The organism is Paraglaciecola sp., assembly GCF_039943935.1.
In the GTDB taxonomy this organism is placed as follows: Bacteria; Pseudomonadota; Gammaproteobacteria; order Enterobacterales; family Alteromonadaceae; genus Paraglaciecola.
This window is the reverse complement of record NZ_JBDUZQ010000001.1, coordinates 143,680-170,243: the sequence shown is the minus strand read 5'-3', so window position 1 is coordinate 170,243 and position 26,564 is coordinate 143,680. Positions and strand designations below refer to the sequence as shown.

Here is a 26,564-nt window from a genome sequence, read left to right as displayed (position 1 = left end):
TGCTGTTCGCCTAGCGCACCAGATACTAATTTTATAAAAGGACCTTACCATTTAGGATTTGGACCCCAATGATTGCCATTACATTTATCTTTTAAATTTATAGCTACAGCGTAAAGCTGATACTCGATGAAATTTATCTATCAACTTCTACTTTGGCTATGTTTTCTAATCCCGCTAAGGCCGAACGATATTCATCTTTCAATTCTTTCAATTCTTTCAAACGAATAGAATCATATTCTGGATACAACCCTTGATACGCTACTAATAAACTAACAGACTCTAAATTTACACTTTCAAGCTGTTGCTTTATATATTGAATATCTTGGTCTGAAAGAGCATTTCCTAAAATTCTACAGTAGGAAAGTGATATCAATATTGCTGTGCTCTTATCAGAGCGATCTTTAGCGATACCCATAACTATTCTGCGTATCACAGAGTGAATATTTACATCTTCAACACCCAGCCCTTCTTTAAATTTAGCAACTTGGCTTATAATAAATACAATATCGTCGAGCACTTCTACTTTTAAGTGTTCCATCCACAGTTGTATATCATTACTAAATTGATCAGATATCAAATAAGGAACAATGCAATTCGTAAGCTCAGAATTTGCAAAAAATTCAATTTTGGGCTTAATGCTATTTATTAATTTGTAAGATAGTTCTGAGTTAGGCACTGATAAAAATGCATGAACTATTTTTTGCGGTACCTCTTGGCATTGATTGGAAGTGAAAAGAATAGGGATGCCGTAGCTTTCTAGTACCGCTAACCATTTGTCTTGCTTGTCGCTACACACTTTAGAAATCAAAGTATCCGTTTTCTCCAAGTTACCTTGAGCTATCGCCTTGAATAAGTCATAAGCTTCGATGTGACTTAAGGAATTCTCCGAAATAAAACCACCTTGAATGATCAAGCGCTTGCGGTCTTGGTTTACAATAGACAAGACATCGGGTGCTGACTCAAATGATCTTTGAAGATCTAAATCTCTCTGTTTTATATCATCGTTAGATGGTCCAGGAACATCACGATATTCACAATCATTTAAGAAACCCAAAGTGCTGAAAATAGTTATAGCAAAATCTTTCTCCGCCATAGAAGCCTGTGACATATATTTAGTTAATAACTCCTCTAGAGTATTTTCGGTAACAGTTGTGTATGCATGAATAATTAAATCAAATACCTGTGGGTATTCATTTTTGAGAGCGTACATCAATATGAGCTCATGAGGGTAAACTTCCCCATAGAGAAGCTTCCCTGCATCATCAACGTTACCCCAAACTTGGCGCACCATTTTTTCTAACGTTTCAAAGGCTCGGAAAGAAGGCAGTATGCCTGCAGCTATTTCTGCATCAAAGAGCTTTGCTCTATCACACGACAAGTCCTTTAGATATCCTTTTGGCAAGGTAGCAACTAGCTCTTCATGTAATGATTTAACCTGCTGTTTTAAGATTGGCTTTAATACATCGATACGGACTGGACAAATTCGACGAATAGTTTCAGAAAACTCTGGTGTATTCTCTGCAGCAAAAATATAGGTAATGTTATTTCTAGGCGACTTTAACCGCTCTAGTAATCCAGCTAGTAGCGACATACTGGCCTTTGCATCCTCGTTTCTATCGATATCTTGAATGGTTACCACAAGTTTTTTTCCGGTTATTTGTAACAACTGAGCTAAATGTTGAAGCAAACTATCTGGAGACTCGTGCTTATGTAATAACGATGAAAGAAAGCTCAATGATGAATTACTAGTTTTTATTGCTTCCAAATAATGAGCTGGTAATCGCTTAAGCCCACTTACATCCATATGCTCAGATAATGCTAGTGTAATCTCGTCCAGCACAAACTCCACAATTGAGCTGGTTGTAATTCCCCATAAATCGATATTGCAATGTATAAGAGAATTTTTATTGTCTTCTTTTCGTTTAGTGATGACCGCATCAATTATGCTTGTTTTACCCGTTCCGAAGGCACCACACAACGCAATATGGTGTTGACCATTTTCAAGTTTCTCCAGTAGTAATTCAGCCGCATGTTTTGGCTCTGAATCCAGCTCTTCCAAACTTTTTGGTGAATCAGGGGGTTGGATACTAGCTTCCTTAAACCTAGGGAATTTACAAAGAAAAAAATGCAAAGCAGGCAGAATTAATAAACCAACAAACAATCCCCAACTACTAACCATCAGAGTTACAAGTTGATGTGATGACTGAAAACCCCAGAATAAAACTAATACCCCAACTGAAAACGTTAGCGGGGGAAATCGCCAGCAAGGATTCAAGGCTCTATTTGGATGATAAATATGAAAGTGAGTCGCCAACATATTTATAAGCAGCCCAGCAACAACAAAAATGACATTAGAGAAAATAGGTGAGCTTTGAGTGTAATAGATTTTTTGGCAAAAAGAACTCCACTCTTTCCACAAACTAGTATCACCAACAAATAATAAGAAGAGGTAACTAATGACTGTGTAAAGCAATAGATCACAATATCGTTTTATTATCATTTAACTTCCTGTTAATTAATAAAAAGGCTATTCACTAAAAAATTTAGGGAACAAAAGGGTCCGATTGAGCCTGCAATGATGTAATGCAGCTTAGACGGAGAAAAACTGCAAACACAGTAAATCCTATTATCTATACATAAAAGCAGAACATGTATAGAAAATCTAAAAAACTATACACATGGAGCTAGTCGTGTACATAAAAGTTAATTTCATACACATATAGAGCGCTTATGTCGATAACATCGACATAAAGCCAAAATCTGTTGAAGTACACTGCTTGCGATGATGTATTGCATGTTTGAATACGTTGGAGCATGGGGCCCTATGCTCACGGTAAACTTCTAGAAGCGCAGTCTATGTTAAATTTCATACTAGCGACTTTGGGTCTAATTCGCTCAACAATTTGGTAAATTGTGCTGTCATATTCACATTCTTTAATCAACATAAACGCTTCGCCACTTTAGAGGTAAAATAGATTTCTTTCACGCATGACTTCTTGAACCGGTGTCACCATTTTTATCAGGCCCATACCGGATTTTACATACTCGTAAATGCTATTTATATTTTTGGAGTACCTCGGGTTGCCATGATGCTTGAATACAAAGAGACACAAAAGGGAACGATATAGGTGGTGATCACTTTGAACCAATTTAAATCACCTTCACCAAAAAATGCCTCACCTTGGTTTATCAAGGTGAGTATGGTGCCAACAATAATACTAATATAAGCGGCTGTTTTAACTTGTTTGCTCGTGATAACCATATCAAGGGGTACACCAATTTTGACCGTGTTGCACAGTAGACCTTTTTTACAGTAAAAACTTTCATTTGCTCTTGCCTATAGTCTTGGCAACCTAATTAGTAGTCAATACAACCTGGCTAGAGTCGCTTTTTGTTATACCCACGTATGATCGGAGATTTCTCCCTACCGCCCTTTTTATTGACAGGTATTAAGCAACTTGTTTATGGTTTTGAAACATCATCAAAAACTATAAGGGATTATATGTCCAACACTCGCCGTCGTTTTTTAGGGGCTCTTGGCCTGCTACCATTAACACTTACCAAATCGAATCTGGTATTTGGACAAACAACAATACCTAACTGTGATTCCGATAGTTTGCAACAAGGCGCTTGGCAAGCGCAGATTGATGCCCGCGAAATTTCAATTACTCTCAAAAATAGTAAAAGCCACTTTATGCCTGTTGAAGCGCAATCTATTTATCAAGGCTCTGAAAGTGCCGATTCGCCTTACCAGACTGAATACATCGAGGTCTATAGAGAGGGTATATTCGAATCAGGTCCATTCGGTTATCGTGAAGCACCACTAAACCCTGAGATAACTATTACCATAAAAAATGGCCGCCCCAAGTTAGAATTTGTGGTGAATGATATATTACAAAATATCGATATCTCTAGAAACAGCATTAGGTATGTGAGTAAAAAACCAGGGGAGCCAGGGCTATATATTGTAAATGATGAACCAATAACCCAAGACCCAATGGCTACGTTGCACCTTATAACGGATGGGCAAAAGCCTCGCATCAATAAAGTATGGAATGCTGACACCTCACAAAGCAGCATGATCCCGAGTTTCGATATTGAACATATGCTTAAATCACAGAAACTCCTACTAGCCTATTATTTTGATGACAAGCCTATGTATTACCTAGACATCCCAATGCAGGGGCTAGCTGAATTAATAAAGCAATCGCTAGAAATTCACACACCTATAGCTAAAAAATTAGCTCAAAATCTTTGTGAATATGATGATTGCTTTGTCTCCAGTGCAACATGTGGCCATATTGGTCTCACGGATGACTGCTGGGAATTAACGCAATTAAGAGCTTTTCGAGACAATTATCTTTTGACACTCCCCAAAGGCAACTCGCTAATCGATAGATATTACGACACTGCACCTAAATTATTACAGGTCATCAATAATAAGGGAAACAAATCCAATATACTCCAAAGTATATATTTTAGAGACATTCTACCCTCAGCAATTTTGGCAAAGTTAAAGTTGAATAAACTCACACTTTGGCGATACACGGCCATGATGAAACGTTTAGAAAAGCAATACTTAAAGGTTTAACATGAATAACCTGAGTCTGTTTATGTCAATCGTTGTTACGCCAATTAGATTTAACGCATTTTCATCCTTGAGCTCAATTTTCGAGATGGCAGATAACTTAAAAAAGAAGACATAAAGACGAAGTAAGTAATAACTACTTTAAAATAGATACTACCTTGAACCATGGTTTCACTCTGGCAAATTAAGTACCAATTACTATCTAATACCTCTGTAAACCCCACGTACTATCAATCAAACTAATGCATAAAAATAATACAAACTTATTTATATTTTCATGGTCATAGTCAACAGTACATTTGTCTATAGCATGGTTTAATACAGTGATAATTAGCCACAAACACAAATTCATTTTCATCAAGACAGTTAAAACAGCCGGTACCAGCATCGAGCATTATCTCTCCCAATTTTGTGGTGAGGAGGATGTACTTACCCCTCTTTTTCCTAGAGTTGAGCCACACAAAGCCCAGTATCATAAAGGCTTGTGGAACCCACTTCCTGAGTTAAGAAAAGTCCCCACAAAAGAGAAAGCATCCATTGTTTGGGATTTGATGAAAGCTAAAAAATTCCGAAACCACTCTTCAGCCATGAATATAAAACATCGTATACCTGCAACAACTTGGAACAGTTATTATAAGTTTTGTGTAGACCGTAACCCTTGGGACAAGTCCCTATCTCAATATCATATGAGGCGAAAACGCCAGGGTGATACCATGACTTTCGACCAATACCTTAAGTACGGTAAACTTTGCCATAACGCTCCCAAATATATGGACCATAGAGGTAACTTAATGGTGGATCGAGTACTCAAATTTGAATCATTAGAGCAGCATTTAGGCGAAGTATTCAAAGAGCTTTCTATTCCCTTTGAAAATGGCCTTAATGTTAGAGCTAAAGGTGCGTACCGTGCTGACAAACGTCCGTATCAAGAGGTATATGCGCCAGAGCAAAAAGATCATATTGGGCAGGCGTTTTCTCTAGAAATTGCTATGCACGGATATGAGTTTTAAGTGCAATAACTTTGTACAATTAAATCGATAACTGGTAAACACACATATTAACTGCGCTGGCCAAATTCAGTGAGTCAATGGTGCCATTACCGGGTATGGTAAATGCGTCTGCATTGCATTGAGTTAGCGCGTTTTTTGGCACTCCTCTAGCTTCGTTACCGAATAGGTAACAATCGTAATTGGCAAAATCTGCTGTATTCACTGGGCTACCTTGCATATCTAGGTAAGCAAACTTATCAAAACGTTGTTGTAATGCATCAAGCTCGACATCTAATTCGATAGGTACATGAAAAATTGCCCCCATACTGGAGCGCACCACCTTAGGGTTAAAGGGGTCAACACTATTGGCACTAAGCAATAACCTAAAATTCCCAAACCAAGCCAAAGTTCTTAAAATAGTCCCTAAGTTACCTGGGTCTTGTACCTCATGTAAGTAGATGCAAGTCTCGTCAACCGGGCTTTCTAGTTTTTTATCAATTGCCTTGGGTAAGGGCACGCAGGCAACAATCCCTTGGGGTGATTTAGTATTACTTAACTGCGACATTTGTTTAGTTGTTACAGCCACCAGCGAAAATTCGAACTGCAAATTGGCTACCCAGCCTTGGTAGTCGTCAGTGACATATAGGGTAATATTTTTAAGATGTTGTTGCGTTAAGGCTGCTTTTTGTAGCTCAAGAATAAGGTGCTCCCCCTCTACTAAGTAATAACCTAATTGGGTGCGGTATTTTTTTTGATGTAGCTTTTTAACGTCGTCTAACTTCATATCGCCTTGCCTAACAAGCCTACTGGGGATCTCAATAGGCCAAATTATATCTGTTTGCTTAAGTCAAGTCAGGCTAAAACCGCCCTAAGCCTTTTAATTGCAATTAATGGCGCATTTGTCAGCCCATTGAATTGGAAAATATACGATAGGGGCTTACAATATGTGTCGTTTTAGAGTTAGTAACAGCAGAGTAAAGTATGGCCCAATCAGCAAGCAGTAAAAAATGGATGGACGAACACGTCAGTGATCCTTATGTAAAAAAAGCTCAAGCTGACGGCTATCGCTCTCGTGCAAGTTATAAACTCATAGAAATCAATAACAAAGACAAACTATTCAAAAGTGGTGATTTAGTCATGGACTTAGGTGCGGCCCCCGGCGGTTGGTCACAAGTGATAGCCCCTGTTATTGGCGATTCTGGGCAACTCATCGCCTCAGATATCCTACCAATGGATAGCATCATTGGCGCTCACTTTATTCAAGGTGATTTCACTGAAGAGTCAGTTTACAACGAAATATTAGCCGCCTTAGATAACAAAAAAGTCGATGTGGTGGTGTCTGACATGGCACCTAATTTAAGTGGCGTAAAAACCACTGATCAATACTCATCTATTTATCTAGTAGAACTAGCTCTAGATATGGCCCGCAACGTTCTTAAACCTAACGGCAGCTTTTGCGCCAAAGTATTTCAGGGTGTAGGTTACGAAGCTTATGTTAAAGATGTGCGTGCATCATTTAGTAAAGTCGTGATCCGCAAACCTGAAGCTTCTCGTCCCCGCTCGAGAGAGGTCTACGTGGTAGGCAAAGGCTTTAAAGGGTAGTTATTATTACCAACAGGCTTAAAAATTAGTTTAAGCGTCAAACTTAACAAGAATTAAATACCAACCACGTAGTTTTATTAATATAAGGTCACGGCGAATAGGCACCTTCCTGAAATTAACTCCACCATAGACCTGCAAGATATTACCTAACAAAAAATGCCCCTTAAACATGCCTATTTATTAGTACTTGTTGTAACCGTAATGCTAACTTAGGCTACAGATGTCAACACTATCATTGCCTATACATCTCGTGCGTTGCCTTATTCTACACCTTACAATCCGCCACAGCAGCCATTGTTGCTTATCAAACTAAAACAGTAACCAAAAGGCCTTTGAAAATCACTTTTTTTAGTGTGATTTCTATTACCTGTTTAATGGTACTTTTATTAGGTTTACCAGCTGCGTAATTTTGGTTTTTAAACAGGGCTATCTATCGGACAAAGCCTGATTTAAAATAGCAGCGCCCTGACAGAGAGGCTGTCCGGCGTTTTAAAGAGTAAGTCTATTATGCTGCGTTTAACTGATATCAAATTACCCCTAGAGCATGACGAACAGGCCATTGCGCTTGCGATTCTAAATAAACTTAACATTAGTGAAAACGAACTAGTGTCATTTGATATGTTCAAACGAGGTTACGACGCCCGCAACAACAAAAACATTCAACTGATTTACACCCTAGATGTTGAAGTCACTAATCAAGACGCCCTACTCATCCAGTTTGAAAAAGACCAACATGTGCGACTCACACCCGACATGGTCTATAAATTTGTGGCCCAAGCCCCCAAAGAATTGATAGAACGCCCCGTGGTAGTTGGCCTTGGTCCTTGTGGTTTACTTGCAGCTTTAACATTGGCACAAATGGGGTTTAAACCCATTATTTTAGAGCGCGGTAAGGTAGTACGAGAGCGTACCAAAGACACCTTTGGATTCTGGCGTAAAAAAAATGACCTTAATCCTGAGTCAAATGTGCAATTTGGTGAAGGAGGCGCAGGTACCTTTTCAGATGGCAAACTTTATAGCCAGATTAAAGATCCCAAGCATTATGGTCGCAAGGTACTAAAAGAGTTTGTGAAAGCCGGTGCACCAGAAGAAATAATGTATGTCAGTAAACCTCATATTGGTACTTATAAACTAATCAATATGATGGAAGCCATGCGTAAAACCATAATTGAGTTGGGCGGAGAATTCCGCTTTAGTACCCGAGTTGAAAAGCTTGATCTTGAAGGCGCCCCAGATAACAACAAAAAAATCAAAGGCTTGTACTTATCTAACGATGAATACCTAAGCTGTAAACATGTGGTATTAGCCATAGGCCATAGTGCTCGCGATACCTTTGCAGCCTTGTACGACCAAGGTGTTTATATTGAAGCCAAGCCATTTTCTATTGGCTTTAGAGTTGAACACAGACAAAGCATGATCGACAGCTGCCGTTTTGGCGATAATGTGGGTAACCCTATTCTAGGCACTGCAGACTACAAACTAGTACACCACTGTAAGAATGGCCGTTCTGTATATAGTTTCTGTATGTGCCCAGGAGGCACAGTAGTGGCTGCAGCGTCAGAACCCAACCGTGTTGTCACCAATGGCATGAGCCAATATTCACGGCACGAAAGTAACGCCAACAGCGCTATAGTTGTCGGTATTACTCCCGAGAAAGACTACCCAGACCATCCGCTAGCGGGCATAGAGTTACAGCGTAACTTAGAGTCCCTAGCGTTCAACGTTGGTGGTGAAAACTACCATGCACCGGCCCAATACATAGGTGACTTTTTAGCAAAAAAATCAAGCGCTACGACTGCAGAAGGTGAAGTCAAACCCTCTTATACTCCTGGTATCACCCTCACAGATTTAAGCAAAGTGGTGCCTGATTTTGTAACAGAAGCCATTCGCGAAGCCATACCAGCCTTTGATAAAAAGATAAAAGGTTTTGCTCGCGCAGATGGGTTATTAACTGGAGTAGAGACTCGCACCTCCTCACCTATTTGTATTAAGCGAGACAAAGACTTTCAAAGTGTCAATGTACAAGGTTTATACCCAGCCGGCGAAGGCGCGGGTTACGCTGGAGGTATTTGGTCTGCAGGCATAGACGGCATTCGCATTGCCGAAGCCGTGGCTTTGTCCCTGACTCAACAACCCGACTAAAGGGACTTATCGCCCCGATAGCTGAGTATGAATAGCGTTTTTATACGCTTCAAGTCCCGGTATTAAGGCTGTGATAATGGTCGCTGTGGTAATAATGGCAGACAAAATCAATAGCTCTATAGTAAACAAATTATTGCTTAAAAATAGACCGTACTCAGCCGTTAACCATCCTTCTAGCAAGGTAAGTAGTAAGGTCACCAGCCCTATTGAAAAAAGCAAAGCTAATACACTTATGATTAAAGCCTCAAGTATGATCAAAGATACAATGACCTTGGGCGATGCCCCCAATATACGAAATACAGCTATTTCTCTTTGACGTTCGTTCATGGTGGCTAACAGCATAGTAGCTAGGCCAAATAATGACGCCAACAAAACCAAATAACCAATAACCTGTAAAAGGTTCTCAACATTCGCCATTAGTTGCCAAAGCTGTGTCATAGCTACACCGGGTAATACAGCCATTAATCTATCTTCTTTATAATTGTTGATTTGTCTTTGCAGGGTGAAAGTAGCAAATCTATTATTTAACCCTAACATCATAGCAGTAATGCTTTTAGGTGGTGGTAGCTGCATATCAGGATTATCTAGCAGTTTTTTAAGTTGGCTAGGGGGTAAATGAATGGCATCGATTGCTGCTAGGCTGACATGCACTGTTTTATCTACGGGGGTACCGGTTGGGGCTAAAATGCCACTCACAGTAAATGGCGCTTGGTCATGGTTTACAAAGCTAGTACTGCCAATACCGTGAGAAATAACAATGTTATCACCCTGCTTGTACCCTAACTCTTTGGCAACATCAGCGCCTATAACAGTTTCGAATGCGCTAGAAAAACCTTTACCAGCAGCCATAGCTAGGGGGTTGTCATTACCATACTTAAAGTACGTAAAATAATCGGTGCTAGTGCCCATAACACGAAAACCACGATGGGAGTCACCTAAAGAGACCGGAATAGCCCAGGCAACAGATTTATTGGCTTTTAACATGTTAAAACTATCATAATCGATATTGTTAGTAGGGTTACCCATTCTAAATACTGAGTACAATAATAAATTTAACTCACCGCTAGGTGCTCCTACTATTAAATCCACTCCCGATATGGTTCTGTTAAAACTTTCTTTTGCTTGTAAACGTATATGCTCAACGCTTATCAATACACTAATACTCACTACCAAAGATAAAAACGTTAAAAATACAGTTTTTCTTCGGCTTACAAGACTGTGCCATGCGATTGAAGTAAGCATTAACCAACTACCGTTTTAGTATGACTATTACAAAAAGATGCAATGGGAGTGCGTAGTGAGAAAAAGGGCTCTAAGCCAGTATCATGACTCACAAAAATCATAGTGGTGTTGTGAGCCTGACACATTTCTAAAAGCAAGGTCATAAATCCATGTTTAGCAGAATTATCAAGTGCTGAGGTTGGCTCGTCAATCAAGAGTAATTTAGGCGCATTAATAAAGGCTCGCATAATCGCCACCCTTTGCTGTTGCCCCACACTTAAATTTGAAACAGGGGTGCTTAAAATACTGCTAGGTAATTTCAGGGCGGCCATTAACTCCTGCAAAGTCTCAGCTAGTTTTTGTTTTGAGGATTTAGCCAAATACACAGCTAACTCAATATTTTTCTCAACGCTTAAGTAAGGGACCAAATTAAACTGCTGAAACACAACACCAATACTTTCGGCTCTGAATCGATCTCGGGCGCTATTAGACAAGTCGCTCATTTCGGTTCCAAATAGCTTAATACTACCCTGTTGGGGAGCTAAGATTCCTGAGAGTAAATTAAGCAAGGTTGACTTACCCGATCCAGAGTCGCCAAACAAGAATACTTGTTGACCTACTTCAACTTTCCACTGACTAAATTGTAAAGAGTTGTTATTGACCGATTGCTTACCATAGGTATGCACCACACTCTGCAATTCAATAGCGGCATCATGGTAAATAATTTTATCGTTTGAGCTGTATTCTTTTAAGGTCATAGATGAGATGGAGCTAGCGCTTATGATTATTGGTATGATATAACATTGTTCATAGTATTACTGGTCACCCTGACAATCAATCATGAACACTAAAAAATTATATTATTTGCAAAGCCTTAGTCTTGTTTTTGTGGCTACGCTTTTATTAGTCACTGCAAATATAAAAGCAAATGAAACACAGACCTATCAAGAGGTTGAGTGGATACAGCTCATGCCAAGAGATGATTTAGAAGCCTTACTAAATCCGCCTGACTATCTGGCTAATATTCAAGATGGCAGTGAAGAAGACTCGGTTGAAGCTTTAACTGGTATGGTAAGTGAAGATGTCACAACACAACGTTTTCAAGATGCGTTAACGTCTGTGAGAGTTATTAATGAGTTCGATAATAAACCCATAAAAATCCCAGGGTTTGTTGTCCCTTTAAAGTCTGATGAACAACAGCGAGTCACCGAGTTTTTTATTGTGCCTTATTTTGGAGCCTGTTTACACATGCCACCACCACCGCCAAATCAAATGATACACGGCAAGGTAGAAACTGGCTTTGAACTAGCCCAACTAACTGAACCTTTTTGGTTTGAAGGTGTGATACACATAGAAACCATGAGCAATACTACAGGTACATCTGCTTATGGTATGTCCTTAGACAACATTCAAGCTTACGAATAGAGAACAGTTAAATGAAACTTAAACTCGTCACCTTACTATTATTGCTACTTAGCACTATGCATGCCTGGGCTTGTGAATTTCACGGAGGTGGTGGTTTTGGAATGGGCTCTTTTGGGCAATTTCATCCACTCGCACAACAACATATAGATAACTCTGTACCTGTCGAGCTAAAAGTAACTCATGATAACCGACTAAAAGTGACCGCAGCAACAGATGCTAAGCTGCAATTACGTTATGTTGTACCTGACGACTATACCAATGCAGAAGTCATTCTCACTCCAAGTAAAAATGTCATTCTAGCTAACTCATCCCCGCTAAGTTTATCTAAAGATAGAGGCTTGATAGATGTCACCTTTAAAGCAATTGGCCCAGGTGAACATTTTATTATAGTTAGAATTGATGCCACTCAAAGCTACAGACCCTACTCAAAGATCCAACGGGTAAGTGTGACTGCAATTTAGCATCAAGTTAATCTTTCACTTACCAATAATGGAATCAAAATTAAAATATAAGTTTAAAATTACCCTAACCTTTGTAGTATGCATAGGTTTAGGGGTGTGGCTTGGCCGCATAGCCTTAGATAATTGGGCCAACATCAAACAAGCTATAGTTTATAAGAATACCCTGTATTCAACATCTGATCCTGCACTTCAATCTTTGCCTAACCAAGTGAGCCCTTTAGATTTAAAGTGGGCATCACTTTTACCAGCTGAAGAGCATGAAGTAATTGCTTACTATCAAACTTCACAAGCTCAAAATTTAGAACAAATGACTGCGCAAGTGATGCGCTCTATCAATGCATCTAAAGACCAAAGTTATCAAGATGCCTTAATATCAACCAATACAATGGCTGAATTTGAAAATCAGATAGTGACAATTTCAGGATTTATTGTGCCTATTGATTTTTATAATGATAAAAGCGTTAAAAGCTTCTTTTTTGTACCTTACTTTGGGGCCTGTATACACTTACCTGCACCACCACCAAATCAAATGATATACGTTGAACTAGAGGCAGGCTTTAACGATGTAGATATCACTAAAACCTATACTTTAATGGGCAAACTAAACATTGAGTTATTTGAAGACTTAATGGGAACGTCAGCGTACACCCTAGATTTGGTTTCTATTACACCTTTTTACGGCCAACCCGATGATTTTCGAACACATTAGCCATTTATCTAAAAGGTGTTTTAGGTGCTAAGACAAAAAATCTAACGTCAATAATAGACGTTTTTCACCTTCACGATATGGTGGTGATCTGTGAACCACTGCTGTTTCTTCATTACCAATCCAAGCAGAACCTTTAAGCAAGGCCACATCACCAGCAGTAAAGTTATTTATCGTAGTATCAGATGAATATAGCCCAGACTTACTATCTTCTTGCCCTTTACTGCCATGCCCCAATTTACTTCTATCTATATTATTGTTATCTAGCCACTGCGTGCCCTGCCCACAAAAAGTAGTGACTAAACGACATGGTACCCTATCAATATGGAATTTTGGACACATGGGTGAATCGAGCAATCGAATGCGGAAACCTACTTGGTCTAAATCAAATAAAGTGCAAAACATGTCTATCACTTCAGTGGTGTTACTCATAAAAGCATCACCTAAAGATGTATATTTTAATTCGTCACGAATATCATCTTCAATAAATTGCGCCCTAATAAACGCTGAACGATCAAGGTGAGTAGCTGTGTCAATAAAGCCAGTGACTTCGCTTTTGACTTCGCGACTCAAACTCCTTTGCCACAAGGCCATGTTTACCGACTCATCATAGATCTCTGTAAGAATACTAGGGTCAGCAGAACAAACCGAACGCCTAAAGAGGTTACTACTCTTTTGGTCTTTTAATACAACCTGGGGTTGCATATTTCACTCCACTATTAGTTAACAATATTAATGGGGATAGTTGGCAACACTAGCTTAGTTGCCGTCGCGTTTTAAAATTGATGATATGACCGTATGCAACTACAATGGAACCCACGACTGAAGCAAACACTTCACCTCTCTCACCAAAAACGTCGTGCCCTAAAATTGCCACCAAAACTAAAACTGCCATACCTATCGATGTAATCAATACCACAAGCCAATTACGATGATGGAAATATCCAAGTACTATTGCAAATGCACTAATTGGAATAACAGCATATAACAACCAAGTGTGGAAGCGCTCATCACTAAAGAAAACCAAGCTAGTTAAAGTCGGTAATAGAATTAAAATAAGTGGCATTAACAAACAATGAACCACACAGAGCGTAGATAGCAATATGGCTGAACGATCGGCAATATTTACAATCTTTTTAAACATTCTTTCTCCTTACCTAAATGCCCCCAAAAAGCCTCCTGAAAAACCAGTTGGTGTAAGGAATTTAAACTAATGATTACCATTAATTAAATTCCAAATCTGTAACATCATTTGTAAGGGTTGCAGAGCCTTGTCCTGAAGCAAGAATCCATTGGACTTTAAGTGTTTGTAGACTATGCATCTTGTCAAAAATTGCAAAAGACATTCCTTTAACCTGACTTGTACATTTTAACGTATAAGACACCTCAATATTTTGATGATGAACTTCATGCTCTTCATCATGGCCGTCGTGGTCACTGTGTCCCTTGTCATGTTCTTCATGCTCGTCATGTTCGTCATGTTCGTCATGTTCGTCATGATGATGTGCTTCATCACTTTCATGATGGCTACCATGCTCTGAAGTTTCTGTTCCAAACACATCTAGATTATGGGAGTAGTCGATTTGAGCGCATTTACCTTCTAATAGTACTAAGTTTTCAATTTGCTCCAAGGTATGGCCGAGATTTGCAAGACTCTTTCTTTGCTGCTTGTTTTCAGGCGCATGTTCAAATCCTAAGGCGTCAGCCGCCGGAACCACGTATTGCATCTGCCAATTGTTACCGTCTTGTACGACAAAAACACTGCCTGCACCGTGGACATGTTCTTGAGCTGTAGCTACGCTACAAAAGCAAAAACTCATACATACTAAATGCTTTGTAAATTTCATTTTTTAACCTCAACAAATTCAAGAACTATTCATCTATAGACATTACCAAACCTAGGCTCGCGGCTGCCAGAAAATGATTGAAAGCCTATATGTTACAATATAACATAACCACTATTATTGTTACACTATAACACCACCAAAGGAATCGAATGTATAACTTATCTCGCATTGCAGCTCTCATGGGCCTGCTTTTACCCACAAGCGCCTTTGCGGCCCAATCACTCGAAGGCCTAGTTGAAAACAACACTGGAAAAGCTGTACCAGGAGCTCTGGTGCGGGTTGAAGGCACAAACTTAGATGCGACGACCGATAAAAATGGCCGTTTTGTATTCGACAATTTAAATGTAGGAAACAACGAGTTTCACATTTCGGTTGCAGGTTATGCACATCTACATACTGACATAGTATTCTCTGAAGACGAATCTAAATCACTTACTTTAACTCTGACTCGCTCCCCGATAGAAGTGGTTGATGTAGTGGCAACACCAATTCACATGTCTGTAATGGAATCAGCCGCGCCTGTTAGTGTTCTTAATGGTGAAGCCTTACGTCGTCAACAAGCCGCTACATTAGGAGATAGTTTAGAAAAGCTCCCAGGTGTGCAAAGTAACTTCCATGGCAACGTTGCCAGTACACCTATTATCCGAGGCTTAAGCGGACCTCGTGTATTAATTGCTCAAAATGGCTTGGACGTCAGTGATGTATCAAGAGTAGGACCTGACCATTCAGTTGCATCTGAGGCATCTACCTCGCAACAAATCGAAGTGTTAAGGGGGCCAGCCACCTTATTCTACGGCAGTGGTGCAATTGGCGGAGTCGTAAATGTAGCAGACGGCCGTGTACCAACAGATAGCAGCACTCGTGGCGAATGGTTACTTGAGAATAGTTCAGTGAACGATCAAAAATTAGCCTCATTTAATGTCACTACTGGTACAGAATCATTTGGATTTTATGCTGATGGTTATTGGAGAAAATCAAATGACTACGATATTCCCGTAGAAGCGGAATCTGAACATGATGATCATGAAGATGACCATGAAGATGTACATGAAGGTAATGATTTTTCAGTTGAGAATAGTGCCGAAGAATCTAACGGCATCACCTTAGGAGCCAGTTACCTGTTTGATAAAGGTTTTTTTGGGGTAGCCGTAGAGCAGTTTAATCGTGAATACGGTATTCCCGGTCATACACATGGCAGTGAAGAAGAACACGACCACGATGAAGAGGAGGAAGAAGAAAGCGTATTTGCAGATTTAGAACAAACTAGGGTGCAATTACTTGGTGAGTACAATGCCGACGGAGAATGGATCAAAACAATCAACTTTCGTGGAGGCTTTACTGATTATGAACATGCCGAAGTGGAAAATAGCGAAATAGGCACTTTGTTTGAAAACCAAACCTCCGAACTAAAGCTTGATATTATTCACAGTACTTTTTCTGATTGGAATGGCGGCATAAGCCTTCACTTCAAAAATAGTGATGTGGCAGCCCAAGGTGAAGAAGCCTTTACACCACCATCTAAAGCGCAAACCTTTGCGTTAGCTGTAATGGAAGAAAAACACATTGGTGACGTATTAGTACAGTTAGGTGGACGTATAGAACAAGTAACTTTAGACGCTAATAACGTATTGCTTCCAACGCTAGAAGCACACAGCGAAGAAGAAGATCAACACGACCATGATCATGACGAAGAGAGCAGCATCACTCGAGTGTTCGCAGTAAGTCACGAGTTTACCCCAGTCAGCTTGTCTGCGGGTTTAGTATGGAACTTCACTCAAGGCTATAACTTAGGCCTTTCAATGTCGCGCTCCCAACGCGCCCCGTCAGCATCAGAGCTCTTATCTTTTGGACCACACATTGGAACGGGAAACTATGAAGTAGGCGCATTGTTTGCTTTGTTTGAAACAGACGACGAAGCTTACATTGGTCTATCTACTGAAAAAATTGATTTAGAGACAGCTAACAATATTGACCTTACTTTCCGTAAAACTGAAGGTGATGTAGCCTTTGTTTTTAACGCTTTCTACAACCAAGTTGATAACTACTATTACCAAACGTTTACAGGGTTATCGGCCGAAAGCGGTCATGACCATGACCACGACGAAGAAGAAGCTGAAGAAGAAAGCAGCGAAGAACTACTACCTGTATATATTTTCGAAACTGATGATGTGATCCTACATGGGTTTGAGGCTCAAGTGGCGTGGCAGGCTACCAATACATTTAAGGCAACCTTCTTTTCTGATTATGTGAGAGCACGCCTCAAAGATGGCGGAAACTTGCCACGTACTCCACCACTTAGGTTTGGAACGCAGCTTAGCTATGAAAACGAAAGTATTAGTGCTCACTTAGATATCACACGATATGACACTCAAGACCGCACTGCATCTGATGAAACTGTTACCCAAGGATACACTTTAGTTGATGCTAGCGTGTCTTATGACATTCCTGTTTTCAATCAAGATATAGCCCTTTATCTCAAAGGTAACAATCTAACTAATACTGAAGCCCGAGTGCATAGCTCATTTATCAAAGATGTTGCCCCACGTCCGGGACGAAACATATCAGTGGGTGTTAGAGGTTACTTCTAGCATCCCATTACAACTTATAAAAATTTCAGGAAGACACAATGAGCAAACTACCAAAAATGAACATGCTGGCATTGACCATCGCAAGTTTAATGTTATACGGCTGTGGTGATGCAACAACAAAGATCATCGAGAAAGACCCCATCGTTGAGGATGAAGATGAGCACGACCATGACGATGATGATGATGAGTACACGATTGAGTCAATGGGACGACTTGCCGTATTATCGGCAGAGACTAACGAGACCGCTGTTTTTGATTTAGATGACAGTGAGCTGCTAGATACCTTCACTTTAATACACGATACCAACTCACTAACTGCGTCAGCAGATTATAGGTTTGCAGTTATCACCAGCCGCAGTAATGACTACGTAGGCTTTATTGATGGAGGTTTATGGCGTGAAGATCATGTCGAGCATTTACATGATTTCCAACAATCACCAACAATGAGCAGCTTTGAGTTATCAGGTAGTCGCCCAACACATGTCATTAAACATGATGGCCAAACTGCAGTATTTTTTGATGGTGACGCAGAAACAAGTATCGCTGCATCAGTTCAAGTAGTAACCGACACTGACATTAGTAGTAATATAACTGACATTGCTACGCTAGAGTACACAACAAACATGCATGGTGTTGCAGAACCGAATAGTGACCATTTACTATCAACAATTCGTCGTGATGATACCGAAACCACCTCCGCAACTACTATATTACCAGACCAAGTTGGCGTTTATCATTTACATGATGACGAGTATGAGCAAGAACAAGTGTTAAATGTCACCTGCCCTGACTTGCATGGAGCCGCCCAAAATGAAGACTACACCGTTTTCGGCTGTAGTGATGGGGTCTTAGTTGCAAGTCAAGGAGATGGCGAAGAATACAACGCTTCAAAAATTATCAATGTAGATGAATTAGATGGTGTACGTATTGGCAATATTTACAGCCATGAAGAGAATGAATCATTTATTGGCGTTGCATCTGCCTATGGTGTAGAAGGCGTAACTTTAGTCAACATAACCCCCGAAAGTGGCATGGAAATTTTAGAGTGGCAACCAGAAATTGAGGCGCCTCCAATCTCTTATGGGTTTGCTTATGAAGGCGAGCACTTTCTTGTGCTAGATGAATTAGGGTTCCTTAATGTGCTTAGTGCCCATGATCATGATGGCGAAATTGAATGGGAATTAGAGACTAGTATAGATATATCTGATGAAGATCTTTCTACTATGCCAGAAGGCATGTCATTTAGTTTTGTTGCTGCCCAAAACGGCCATTATGTGTACGTTTCAGACCCTATTGCACAGCATATATTGCAAATTGACCTTGAAACCATGACTATTACAGGTGACATAGAAATAGACTTTTCACCTGCATCACTAACTTGGTTAGGAATTGTAGAAGAGGAGCACGACCACGAATAGAGCTGAAAGGGTTATGGACAGAGTAAACCTTTGCTCATAACCCGCTCAGTACGGATTTTAATTAGGTAATAAAAAATGAACAAAGCAGGACAATTAATAACACTGTGTTTCGGTGTAACTATATTAGCAAACTGTGCTGGTAATATAGTACCAGAAGAAAATAAAAACACTTGGGTGGAATCTCAAACAACCGCTGATACTACACCTCTCTCCCTATCTAATTCAGTTAAGTGGCATACCACTAGTAAAGAATATCAATTCATAACTCAAGGGATATACCTGCACGCAGAACAACAATTACCAAAAGTTGCATTAGAAAATGAAACTTGGGTAGTCGTGATGGATGTAGACGAAACAGTCCTAGATAATAGTCAATACCAAGTGATGTTAGATCAAACAAATAGTCACTATACCTCAGAAACATGGGCAAGTTGGATAGCCGCCAAAGAGGCGACTCTAGTGCCTGGTGCAGCAAATTTTATGAAAAAAGTTTATTCATTGGGTGGAAAAGTCGCGTTAGTGACTAACCGCGAAAAAAGCCTTGATGCTTACACTTGGGAAAATGTTTTAGCATTAATACCTGTTACTTTCGAAAATACCTGTTTAATGGGACGTACTCAAGCAGACAAAGACGCTATCAATGAACACACTATCATCAATGACAAAGACTTACGCCGTCAAAAATTAATCGATGGCACTGCAGATTGCTTTTCGAATCATGCAGAGCTACCCAGTTGGCAAAAAGCTCACACAATAGTGATGCAAGTCGGCGATAATATAGAAGATGTAAATAAAATCACTCAAGAAAACGCAGATATTAATGCCTTGGGTGACCGTTTAAACAAAAGTATTTTTATCTTACCTAACGCAATGTATGGCTCTTGGTAAAACACATTTAAGGAAAAGAATATATGATTACTCGCAGACAGTTTAATCAAGGTGTCGTAGCCGCTGCATTAGGTGGCCTTGCCGCAAATTTAAATTCAGCGACCCTTTTCAGTAGTGAAAAGGCTAAACTATCTGGCGATTCTCAGTTAATACCCGATCCAAATGGGATACTTGATTTACCCGAAGGTTTTAGTTATCAAGTTATTTCAAAACTCGACGATTCTATGAACGACGGCTTAACTGTACCAGACCGAGCAGATGGTATGGGCTGTATTCCAATCGATGAAAACCGAGTGGTGTTGGTAAGAAATCACGAAATTCCTTTGTCTAAAAAAACACAGAGAGCTAGTGATAAAATGCAGCCAAGTAAAGTATTAAAATCATATGATACTTATGCATCTGGACTGCCTGTAGCTGGGGGCACAAGTAGCTTGGTTTATAACCTACAAACTCGTGAAGTTGAACATCAGTGCATGTCTATACTTGGCACCATTCGAAACTGCTCAGGTGGTGTAACACCATGGGGCAGTTGGCTCACTTGTGAAGAGTCAGTTGAAAAAGCTTCAAACAATATAGGTAAAGATCATGGTTATGTATTTGAAGTACCCGCCTCTGCAAGAGAGTTAGTCGATCCCGAGCCGATAAAAGATATGGGCCGGTTTAATCATGAAGCGGCATGTGTTGACCCAACTACCGGCATTGTCTATTTGACCGAAGACAGACAAGACAGTTTGTTTTATCGCTACATACCTAATGTCCCAGGGAAGTTACAAGCAGGTGGCAAGCTGCAAGCCTTAGTGGTTTCAGGGCAGCCTAAATTTGATACACGCAACACCACCACTCCCTTCATGGAAGAAAAACAAGACTATTCTTGTGAATGGATTGATTTAGACAATGTGGAGAGCCCAGAGGACGATTTACGTCATAGAGGTTTTTCAAAAGGTGCTGCTTTATTTGCCCGTGGTGAAGGTATTCACTTTGCTGATAGTGAGATATATTTTTGTTGTACTAGTGGAGGTAAAAAAGCACTAGGACAAATTATGCGTTATGTTCCTACCCCCTTAACTAACGACCAAAAGAGCATAGAACAAACCGGAACGTTAAGCCTCTTTGTAGAAAGCCATAACAGCACTACCTTTAATTATGGGGATAACTTAACAGTCTCGCCAAACGGACATTTAATGGTGTGCGAAGACCAATATACAACCATAGTAGACAACCACCTTAAGGGAGTTACGCCTAAAGGAGAAGTATACGATTTCGCAAAAGTTCGCTGGCAAACGGAACCTGCTGGGGTCTGTTTTTCGCCAGATGGTTCAGTATTATTTGTGAATTTATATTCTCCCACTGTTACCTTAGCGATTACTGGACCATGGCAAACCTTTTATGGATAAGCTAGAGCATGTCCCTACTAATATAATTACAGGGGCTCTTGGGGTGGGTAAAACCACACTTATCCAAGCATTATTAATGGCTAAACCCAAGAGTGAACGCTGGGCTGTGTTAGTGAACGAATTTGGAGAAATTGGCGTAGACGGGGCTTTGTTAACGTCTCCTGAAAAAGAAGGCGTATTTATCCGAGAAGTTCCAGGTGGCTGTATGTGCTGTACCTCTGGGTTGCCCATGCAAATTGCCTTAAATATGCTACTCGCCAAAGCCAAACCACACCGATTACTAATTGAGCCAACTGGACTTGGACATCCTAAAGAGGTGTTGCAAACGTTAACTGCAGAGCATTACCAAGGTGTGTTAGATGTTGGTACAACACTTGCTCTTATCGACCCGAGAAAATTGGCAAGCAAGCGCTGGCGCGAGCATCAAACTTTTCAAGAACAGTTACAAGTAGCAGATCATATCGTTGCGACTAAATCTGATTTGTATGAGCAAGACTTGATCCCAGAGCTACAAGCTTACTTAAACACACTAGAGATTACTGACACGCCTATTAGTATGGCAGAGCAAGGTGAAATTGATATAAACATATTGTTTGGGCAGTCTAAATATCAACAGACAGTAAACGAAAATATCCATTCTCATTCACATTCGCATAGCTCTATCTCACAGAATCAAACTATTACAGCCCCGGAGTTAGGCTCCGTAAAAGTAGCCAACAATGGTGAAGGACATTACTCCTATGGGTGGATTTGCGCACCCACGCTGATATTCAATTACAAGCTAGTAATGGATACTTTATTTACTTTAACTATAGACCGTTTAAAGGCAGTACTAATTACTGAGCAAGGTGTGCTTGCCTGTAACATCAGCGATGGTTGTGTATCTGTAAATATAGTCGCTCAGGAAGCAGCAGATTCCAGAATAGAGTTTATTACTGATAACCAGCAGATAGCCCAGCAAACCTGTGAGACGCTAGAGCAAGCATTTAATTTAACTTCTGAATAATGAATGTATTAATCGCTTAATTTTACGCTTTCATTAAAAATAACAAACTTTGAAATATAATTAAGGCATAAGGCCTCTAGTTAGGTGACACTATATTTCTCAGTCAAAATATTTAACAAAGGATTTTTACATGCTTAGCTTATACGATATTACCATTAGCAACTTCTTGCGCACATTAGAAGCCACGATTGTTGTGATGAAAAAAGGTGAAGAATTTTTTAAGGAACACGACATTGATCCAAACGATATCGTAACCATGCGCTTAGCAGAAGACATGTTACCTTTTAGTGCTCAGGTGAATATCGCCTCACACAATGCAGCAGGTGCAATTCAGGCGTTATTCGACGGAGAATTTACCCCCCCGCAAATTTCCCTTGATAGCCTTGATTACACTGCACTTATTGCACACTTTGAGAAAACTGTAGACACACTTAAAGTGTTCGACGAAGAGAAAGTAAACGCCCTATTTGGAAAGACACTGCGCTTTAAAGTAGGCGGTTATGATTTACCCTTCACCACAGAAAACTTTATGATGTCCTTTGCTATACCCAATGTGTACTTTCACACCACTACAATCTACGACATGTTACGTATAAAAGGTGTACCACTCGGTAAGAAAGACTACTTAGGCCAAATGGTAGTAGGTGCCCCAGAGTAAATTAGTCATATTTTAAAATAACGCCCTGAATAAACAAGCTTTAACAGGGCATCATAAAAATTGTTATGAGCCGCTATTAGCGAATCTTTTTAATATAATCTGGCTGACTTCTGAGTGTATGTTGTTCTTTCTCATCCATATAATTTCTATTCGCATTGGCAGTCAATAATATTTACCTCTCTATCTTCAGCGAATACAAATTTGCAAAAGAAATGCTTTGTTATTCTAATAAAAACTATTTTTCAACAATCAAAACGTGTTATTTTTTTAAAAAAGTTAAGTCTTATTAATTGCGTTTGGTCCATTCAAGGTACTAAATACAAAATATCTATTTAAAAAATATATAAATAAAAAGGTTAGTATGAAGTCTCTTTTTGGGCTTGGATGTGCCGCACTATACTTATTTACGAGCTCGGTATTCGCTTCTAAAGTCAATTTTAGTGGTTTTGGTACTATTGGCGCGACTTATTCAGATAATGAATATTTAGAGCTTACCACTGACTTTTTAAATACTAGTCATGATGGCTTCACTTTTCTAAATGAATCTAAAGTCGGCTTTCAAGCGAACCTGGCGCTAGCAGACAAATGGGATGCAGTAGGTCAAGTTGTGTTTCAGGATCGAAACCGTAAAACGTTCAATGAATTTATTGAACTAGCTTTCATTCGCTACCGCCCAAATAGAAACTGGTCATTACGAGCAGGAAGAGTAAATAGTGACTTATACCTTTTATCTGATTACCCCTATGTTGGGTATGCCTACCTTTGGAGCAGGCCACCCAATGAGTTCTATTCTATTGCTTCACCCGTCAACAATTTTGATGGGGTAGATCTCGAATATAAGAATCATATAGCTGATGGTTTCTTCAGATTTCGATTAGGGTATGGACAAACTAGTCCTGAACTCCAAGGAGTGGACAATCGGTTTGGCTTTACATCCAAAGATTTGATCCTACTTAGTGCTTCTTACCAACTCAATAATTGGTTAATACGCTTGACTCATAGTCAATCAAACTTTGACGATTTAAGAGCCTTTGAATTTTCTGATGCTCAACTTATTTTAGAGCAAACTCCGGACGATATATGGCCTGCAAAGGTTGAGATATTAGACAAGTTTGAAATTTCTGGTAAATCTTCATCTTATGATTCTTTAGGTATTTCTTATGAAAGTAAGTCATGGTTATTCTACTCTGAGGGGGGGATATCAAAAAATGACTGGCTACCTTTTAGCTCTTCTAATTCCGGTTATGCCACGTTGGGATACATACAAGAGCAGATCACCTATTTTATCAGTCTATCTGCTATTAAAAATTCAGATAAAATACCGACTTATTCACCTCCAATATTTGATGCGAACACTCCTCCAGAGCTAGCCGCATACCTCTACGCAATTAGTGATACCCTCACAACCATATTAGACTCCATAACCGCTAGACAAACAACAATAAGCGCTGGTGCAAAACTTGATTTAACATCAAGTATGAATATAAAACTACAACTGGACCATACCAATATTAGTCCTAAAGGGTATGGCCTTTGGAACACAAAAACACCTGAAATATTAACAACAAGAGACAAAGTAAATACACTTAGTCTAAGTTTTAATGTGTTGTTCTAATGAAACTAAAACAACTTTACATATTGCTTCTATTCATATGCTCAACACAAGCTCATGGGCTCGTTATTGTCGTTAACGAAAATAACCAAATTGATAATCTGACCAAACGACAAGTGATAGATATTTACATGGGTCGATTCAACACATTCCCTGACGGTCAAAAAGCGACGCCAATTGATTTCCCTGCACAGTCAGCAATTAAGAGTCAGTTTTATATGAAGCTCTTGCAACAGAATGAAAGAAAGGTGAATACATATTGGGCTCGTTTACTTTTTTCAGGAAATGCAACGCCTCCCACAACAATAAAGTCTGTAAAAGACATTATTAATACCGTTCGTGCAAATAAGGACATGATTGCATATATCCCAGAGTCTGAGGTAACAGAAGGCGTAAAAGTGGTATTTAAAGTTGTTTCAAATTAGTCAAAAACTGTATGTAAAAGTAGCACTCGCTATTGCTCTTATTGCCATAATTATATCTTTACTCGCATCTGCACTATCTTATTATTTTGGGTTGGAAGCTCGTCATCAATCCAGTCATATATTAGCCATGCAGTTATCTAAGACAGTCGAAAAAACGGCTGTTGTAGCGGCCTACATAAATGATGCTGACCTTGCTCAGGAAATAGTAGATGGGCTAGTTATTAATGACTTAATACAAGGTGTAAAACTAAGTAATGACGTTGGTTTAGAAGCTATATCTGGTGATTTAGGTGGTCAAAACGAGCAAATTTCAACCCGATTGGCTCACCCTTTCATTCATGAAGAAAAAGTAGGTTCCTTAGACGTTTATCTAGCTCAAAAATATATTGAGCAACAAACTAAAAAAGAAATTATAAAAGAAACTCTTATTAAGCTACTTTTATCATTGATATTAGCTTTTTTTGTCTCTTTAGTTGTTCATCGGAAGTTAACTAAACCAATTCAAAAATTAATTGATAACTTCGAACATATAGATCCACACCATCCAGAAACAATGCAAGTTTTGCCTCACAAAAATAAAGATGAAATAGGTAAACTCATTCAGGGTATAAACACCCTAATTCAAGGGTTGCATCAATCATTTAGTGTAGAAAAAAATTTACGGATTAAAACTCAAAATCTAGAAAACCAATTCAGGCTTATATTTGAGCAAGCCAGCGCTGGGATTTGCTTAGTCGATCAAAACAATAATATTTCGGCCTTTAACCCTGCTTTCTCCAGATATTTTACTCCTTTTAATAACGAGACACTCAACCTTAAGCACTTTCCTAGCCTATTTGTAAATCAGAATAACTTAGAACAGATTCTAAGTTCGATGCGCAATGACCCTTTATTGGATCAAGTGGCCTTAGACCTTGAATATTCTGATGGCAACCAACAGAAATGGATGCATTGCTTATTTGCTAAAGTCACAGAGCAACGTATTAAAAGTAGAAACGATATAGACTCTATTATCGAAGTTATTTTATATGATATTACAGAGCGTACCGAACGCGAGCATCAAACTCGCTTCGAGGCCGATCATGATCCACTCACACATCTGTTAAATAGACGGGCTGGCGAAGATAGGCTCACAGAAATGCTAACAGTCAGCCTTGAAAACCAGCAACCTTTGGTTTTAATGATGATTGATTTAGATAAGTTTAAACCTATCAATGACACCTATGGCCATAAAGCTGGCGATAAAGTTCTGCTCCAGACAACGCAGAGGATCACGCAATTATATAGCAATGAACAAAACGTATGCATTCGCTGGGGAGGAGATGAATTTGTAGTTGCCTATTATAATGATGAGAGTCATCAAACCATTAAAAATCATGCAGAAACTTTACTCTCAGCAATACAACAACCGATACAGATTCAATCTGATATAAGCTGCACTATAAGCGCAAGTATTGGATTAGTGATAGCTCCAATTCACGGCCATGACCTACATGAGTTATTAATGCATGCAGATAACACTATGTATCAAGCTAAAGAACAAAGGCTTTCTAATGTGCAGTTTTATGCCCCTGCAGCTAAGAAATAAGAGCTA

24 protein-coding genes are annotated in these 26,564 nt (G+C 39.4%); 16 read left to right on the top strand and 8 right to left on the bottom strand.

Features of this window, described 5'->3' with window-relative positions; genetic code table 11:
• Positions 1 to 133: 133 nt before the first annotated feature.
• The gene (locus ABJD71_RS00755) at positions 134 to 2,500 is read right to left on the bottom strand and encodes a P-loop NTPase fold protein (RefSeq protein ID WP_348163052.1); all 2,367 of its coding nucleotides are present in this window, start codon (positions 2,498 to 2,500) and stop codon (positions 134 to 136) included.
• Positions 2,501 to 3,058: 558 nt separating this feature from the next.
• Positions 3,059 to 3,262: a nitrate/nitrite transporter NrtS gene (gene nrtS, locus ABJD71_RS00750; RefSeq protein WP_348163049.1), complete on the bottom strand. Its 204-nt coding sequence runs from the start codon at positions 3,260 to 3,262 to the stop codon at positions 3,059 to 3,061.
• 240 nt (positions 3,263 to 3,502) lie between these two features.
• Between nrtS and ABJD71_RS00745 the strand changes: the two genes are divergently transcribed.
• Together ABJD71_RS00745 and ABJD71_RS00740 are read left to right on the top strand one after the other, a co-directional pair.
• Entirely contained in the window at positions 3,503 to 4,591 is a 1,089-nt protein-coding gene (locus ABJD71_RS00745) for a CFI-box-CTERM domain-containing protein (RefSeq protein ID WP_348163046.1), read from the top strand.
• Between the two features lie 320 nt (positions 4,592 to 4,911).
• Positions 4,912 to 5,598, top strand: coding sequence for a sulfotransferase family 2 domain-containing protein (locus tag ABJD71_RS00740; RefSeq protein ID WP_348163043.1), 687 nt, complete (start codon positions 4,912 to 4,914; stop codon positions 5,596 to 5,598).
• A 19-nt stretch (positions 5,599 to 5,617) separates the two neighbouring features.
• On the opposite strand, the gene ABJD71_RS00735 is transcribed toward ABJD71_RS00740, so the two are convergent.
• Entirely contained in the window at positions 5,618 to 6,361 is a 744-nt protein-coding gene (locus ABJD71_RS00735; RefSeq protein ID WP_348163040.1) for an RNA methyltransferase, read from the bottom strand.
• Positions 6,362 to 6,558: 197 nt separating this feature from the next.
• On the opposite strand from ABJD71_RS00735, the gene rlmE reads away from it, so the two are divergent.
• Positions 6,559 to 7,179, top strand: a complete 621-nt coding sequence (gene rlmE / locus ABJD71_RS00730) for a 23S rRNA (uridine(2552)-2'-O)-methyltransferase RlmE (RefSeq protein WP_348163037.1) — start codon at positions 6,559 to 6,561, stop codon at positions 7,177 to 7,179.
• 507 nt (positions 7,180 to 7,686) lie between these two features.
• The gene (locus ABJD71_RS00725; protein ID WP_348163034.1) at positions 7,687 to 9,321 is read left to right on the top strand and encodes an NAD(P)/FAD-dependent oxidoreductase; all 1,635 of its coding nucleotides are present in this window, start codon (positions 7,687 to 7,689) and stop codon (positions 9,319 to 9,321) included.
• A 6-nt stretch (positions 9,322 to 9,327) separates the two neighbouring features.
• Here the strand turns inward: ABJD71_RS00725 and ABJD71_RS00720 are convergent, their stop codons facing one another.
• Positions 9,328 to 10,563 carry an FtsX-like permease family protein gene (locus ABJD71_RS00720; protein ID WP_348163031.1) on the bottom strand — a complete coding sequence of 412 codons (1,236 nt, stop codon included), beginning with the start codon at positions 10,561 to 10,563 and terminating at the stop codon, positions 9,328 to 9,330.
• A complete protein-coding gene (locus ABJD71_RS00715; protein ID WP_348163028.1) occupies positions 10,563 to 11,300 on the bottom strand; it encodes an ATP-binding cassette domain-containing protein in 738 nt (245 codons plus the stop codon). The genes ABJD71_RS00720 and ABJD71_RS00715 overlap by 1 nt, the downstream gene beginning before the upstream one ends.
• Before the next feature lie 82 nt (positions 11,301 to 11,382).
• Here ABJD71_RS00715 and ABJD71_RS00710 point away from each other — a divergent pair, with 82 nt between their 5' ends.
• From ABJD71_RS00710 to ABJD71_RS00700, 3 genes are read left to right on the top strand one after another with little or no spacing between them, the layout of a single operon-like run.
• Positions 11,383 to 11,967 carry a DUF3299 domain-containing protein gene (locus ABJD71_RS00710; protein WP_348163025.1) on the top strand — a complete coding sequence of 195 codons (585 nt, stop codon included), beginning with the start codon at positions 11,383 to 11,385 and terminating at the stop codon, positions 11,965 to 11,967.
• An 11-nt stretch (positions 11,968 to 11,978) separates the two neighbouring features.
• Positions 11,979 to 12,428 carry a hypothetical protein gene (locus tag ABJD71_RS00705; RefSeq protein WP_348163022.1) on the top strand — a complete coding sequence of 150 codons (450 nt, stop codon included), beginning with the start codon at positions 11,979 to 11,981 and terminating at the stop codon, positions 12,426 to 12,428.
• 28 nt (positions 12,429 to 12,456) lie between these two features.
• Positions 12,457 to 13,137: a DUF3299 domain-containing protein gene (locus ABJD71_RS00700; RefSeq protein ID WP_348163019.1), complete on the top strand. Its 681-nt coding sequence runs from the start codon at positions 12,457 to 12,459 to the stop codon at positions 13,135 to 13,137.
• A 27-nt stretch (positions 13,138 to 13,164) separates the two neighbouring features.
• Here the strand turns inward: ABJD71_RS00700 and ABJD71_RS00695 are convergent, their stop codons facing one another.
• From ABJD71_RS00695 to ABJD71_RS00685, 3 genes are all read right to left on the bottom strand, one after another.
• Entirely contained in the window at positions 13,165 to 13,839 is a 675-nt protein-coding gene (locus ABJD71_RS00695) for a DUF1826 domain-containing protein (RefSeq protein WP_348163016.1), read from the bottom strand.
• Positions 13,840 to 13,888: 49 nt separating this feature from the next.
• The gene (locus tag ABJD71_RS00690) at positions 13,889 to 14,278 is read right to left on the bottom strand and encodes a MerC domain-containing protein (protein ID WP_348163013.1); all 390 of its coding nucleotides are present in this window, start codon (positions 14,276 to 14,278) and stop codon (positions 13,889 to 13,891) included.
• Between the two features lie 79 nt (positions 14,279 to 14,357).
• The gene (locus tag ABJD71_RS00685; RefSeq protein WP_348163010.1) at positions 14,358 to 14,981 is read right to left on the bottom strand and encodes a DUF2796 domain-containing protein; all 624 of its coding nucleotides are present in this window, start codon (positions 14,979 to 14,981) and stop codon (positions 14,358 to 14,360) included.
• A 149-nt stretch (positions 14,982 to 15,130) separates the two neighbouring features.
• Between ABJD71_RS00685 and ABJD71_RS00680 the strand changes: the two genes are divergently transcribed.
• From ABJD71_RS00680 to ABJD71_RS00640, 9 genes are all read left to right on the top strand, one after another.
• Positions 15,131 to 17,569 carry a TonB-dependent receptor gene (locus ABJD71_RS00680; protein ID WP_348163007.1) on the top strand — a complete coding sequence of 813 codons (2,439 nt, stop codon included), beginning with the start codon at positions 15,131 to 15,133 and terminating at the stop codon, positions 17,567 to 17,569.
• Positions 17,570 to 17,607: 38 nt separating this feature from the next.
• A complete protein-coding gene (locus ABJD71_RS00675) occupies positions 17,608 to 18,987 on the top strand; it encodes a 5-methyltetrahydrofolate--homocysteine methyltransferase (protein WP_348163005.1) in 1,380 nt (459 codons plus the stop codon).
• A 75-nt stretch (positions 18,988 to 19,062) separates the two neighbouring features.
• Positions 19,063 to 19,875, top strand: coding sequence for an HAD family acid phosphatase (locus ABJD71_RS00670; protein ID WP_348163002.1), 813 nt, complete (start codon positions 19,063 to 19,065; stop codon positions 19,873 to 19,875).
• Positions 19,876 to 19,898: 23 nt separating this feature from the next.
• Positions 19,899 to 21,269 (top strand): alkaline phosphatase PhoX, encoded by a 1,371-nt coding sequence (locus tag ABJD71_RS00665; protein WP_348162999.1) that lies wholly within the window; start codon positions 19,899 to 19,901, stop codon positions 21,267 to 21,269.
• Positions 21,262 to 22,275 carry a GTP-binding protein gene (locus tag ABJD71_RS00660; RefSeq protein WP_348162996.1) on the top strand — a complete coding sequence of 338 codons (1,014 nt, stop codon included), beginning with the start codon at positions 21,262 to 21,264 and terminating at the stop codon, positions 22,273 to 22,275. The genes ABJD71_RS00665 and ABJD71_RS00660 overlap by 8 nt, the downstream gene beginning before the upstream one ends.
• A 130-nt stretch (positions 22,276 to 22,405) precedes the next feature.
• The gene (locus ABJD71_RS00655) at positions 22,406 to 22,933 is read left to right on the top strand and encodes a DUF1993 domain-containing protein (protein ID WP_348162993.1); all 528 of its coding nucleotides are present in this window, start codon (positions 22,406 to 22,408) and stop codon (positions 22,931 to 22,933) included.
• A gap of 361 nt (positions 22,934 to 23,294) precedes the next feature.
• Positions 23,295 to 24,548: a hypothetical protein gene (locus ABJD71_RS00650; protein ID WP_348162990.1), complete on the top strand. Its 1,254-nt coding sequence runs from the start codon at positions 23,295 to 23,297 to the stop codon at positions 24,546 to 24,548.
• Between the two features lie 128 nt (positions 24,549 to 24,676).
• Positions 24,677 to 24,970, top strand: coding sequence for a hypothetical protein (locus ABJD71_RS00645; protein ID WP_348162987.1), 294 nt, complete (start codon positions 24,677 to 24,679; stop codon positions 24,968 to 24,970).
• Positions 24,957 to 26,558 carry a diguanylate cyclase gene (locus tag ABJD71_RS00640; protein ID WP_348162984.1) on the top strand — a complete coding sequence of 534 codons (1,602 nt, stop codon included), beginning with the start codon at positions 24,957 to 24,959 and terminating at the stop codon, positions 26,556 to 26,558. Before ABJD71_RS00645 ends, ABJD71_RS00640 begins: the two co-directional genes overlap by 14 nt.
• Positions 26,559 to 26,564 lie beyond the last annotated feature (6 nt).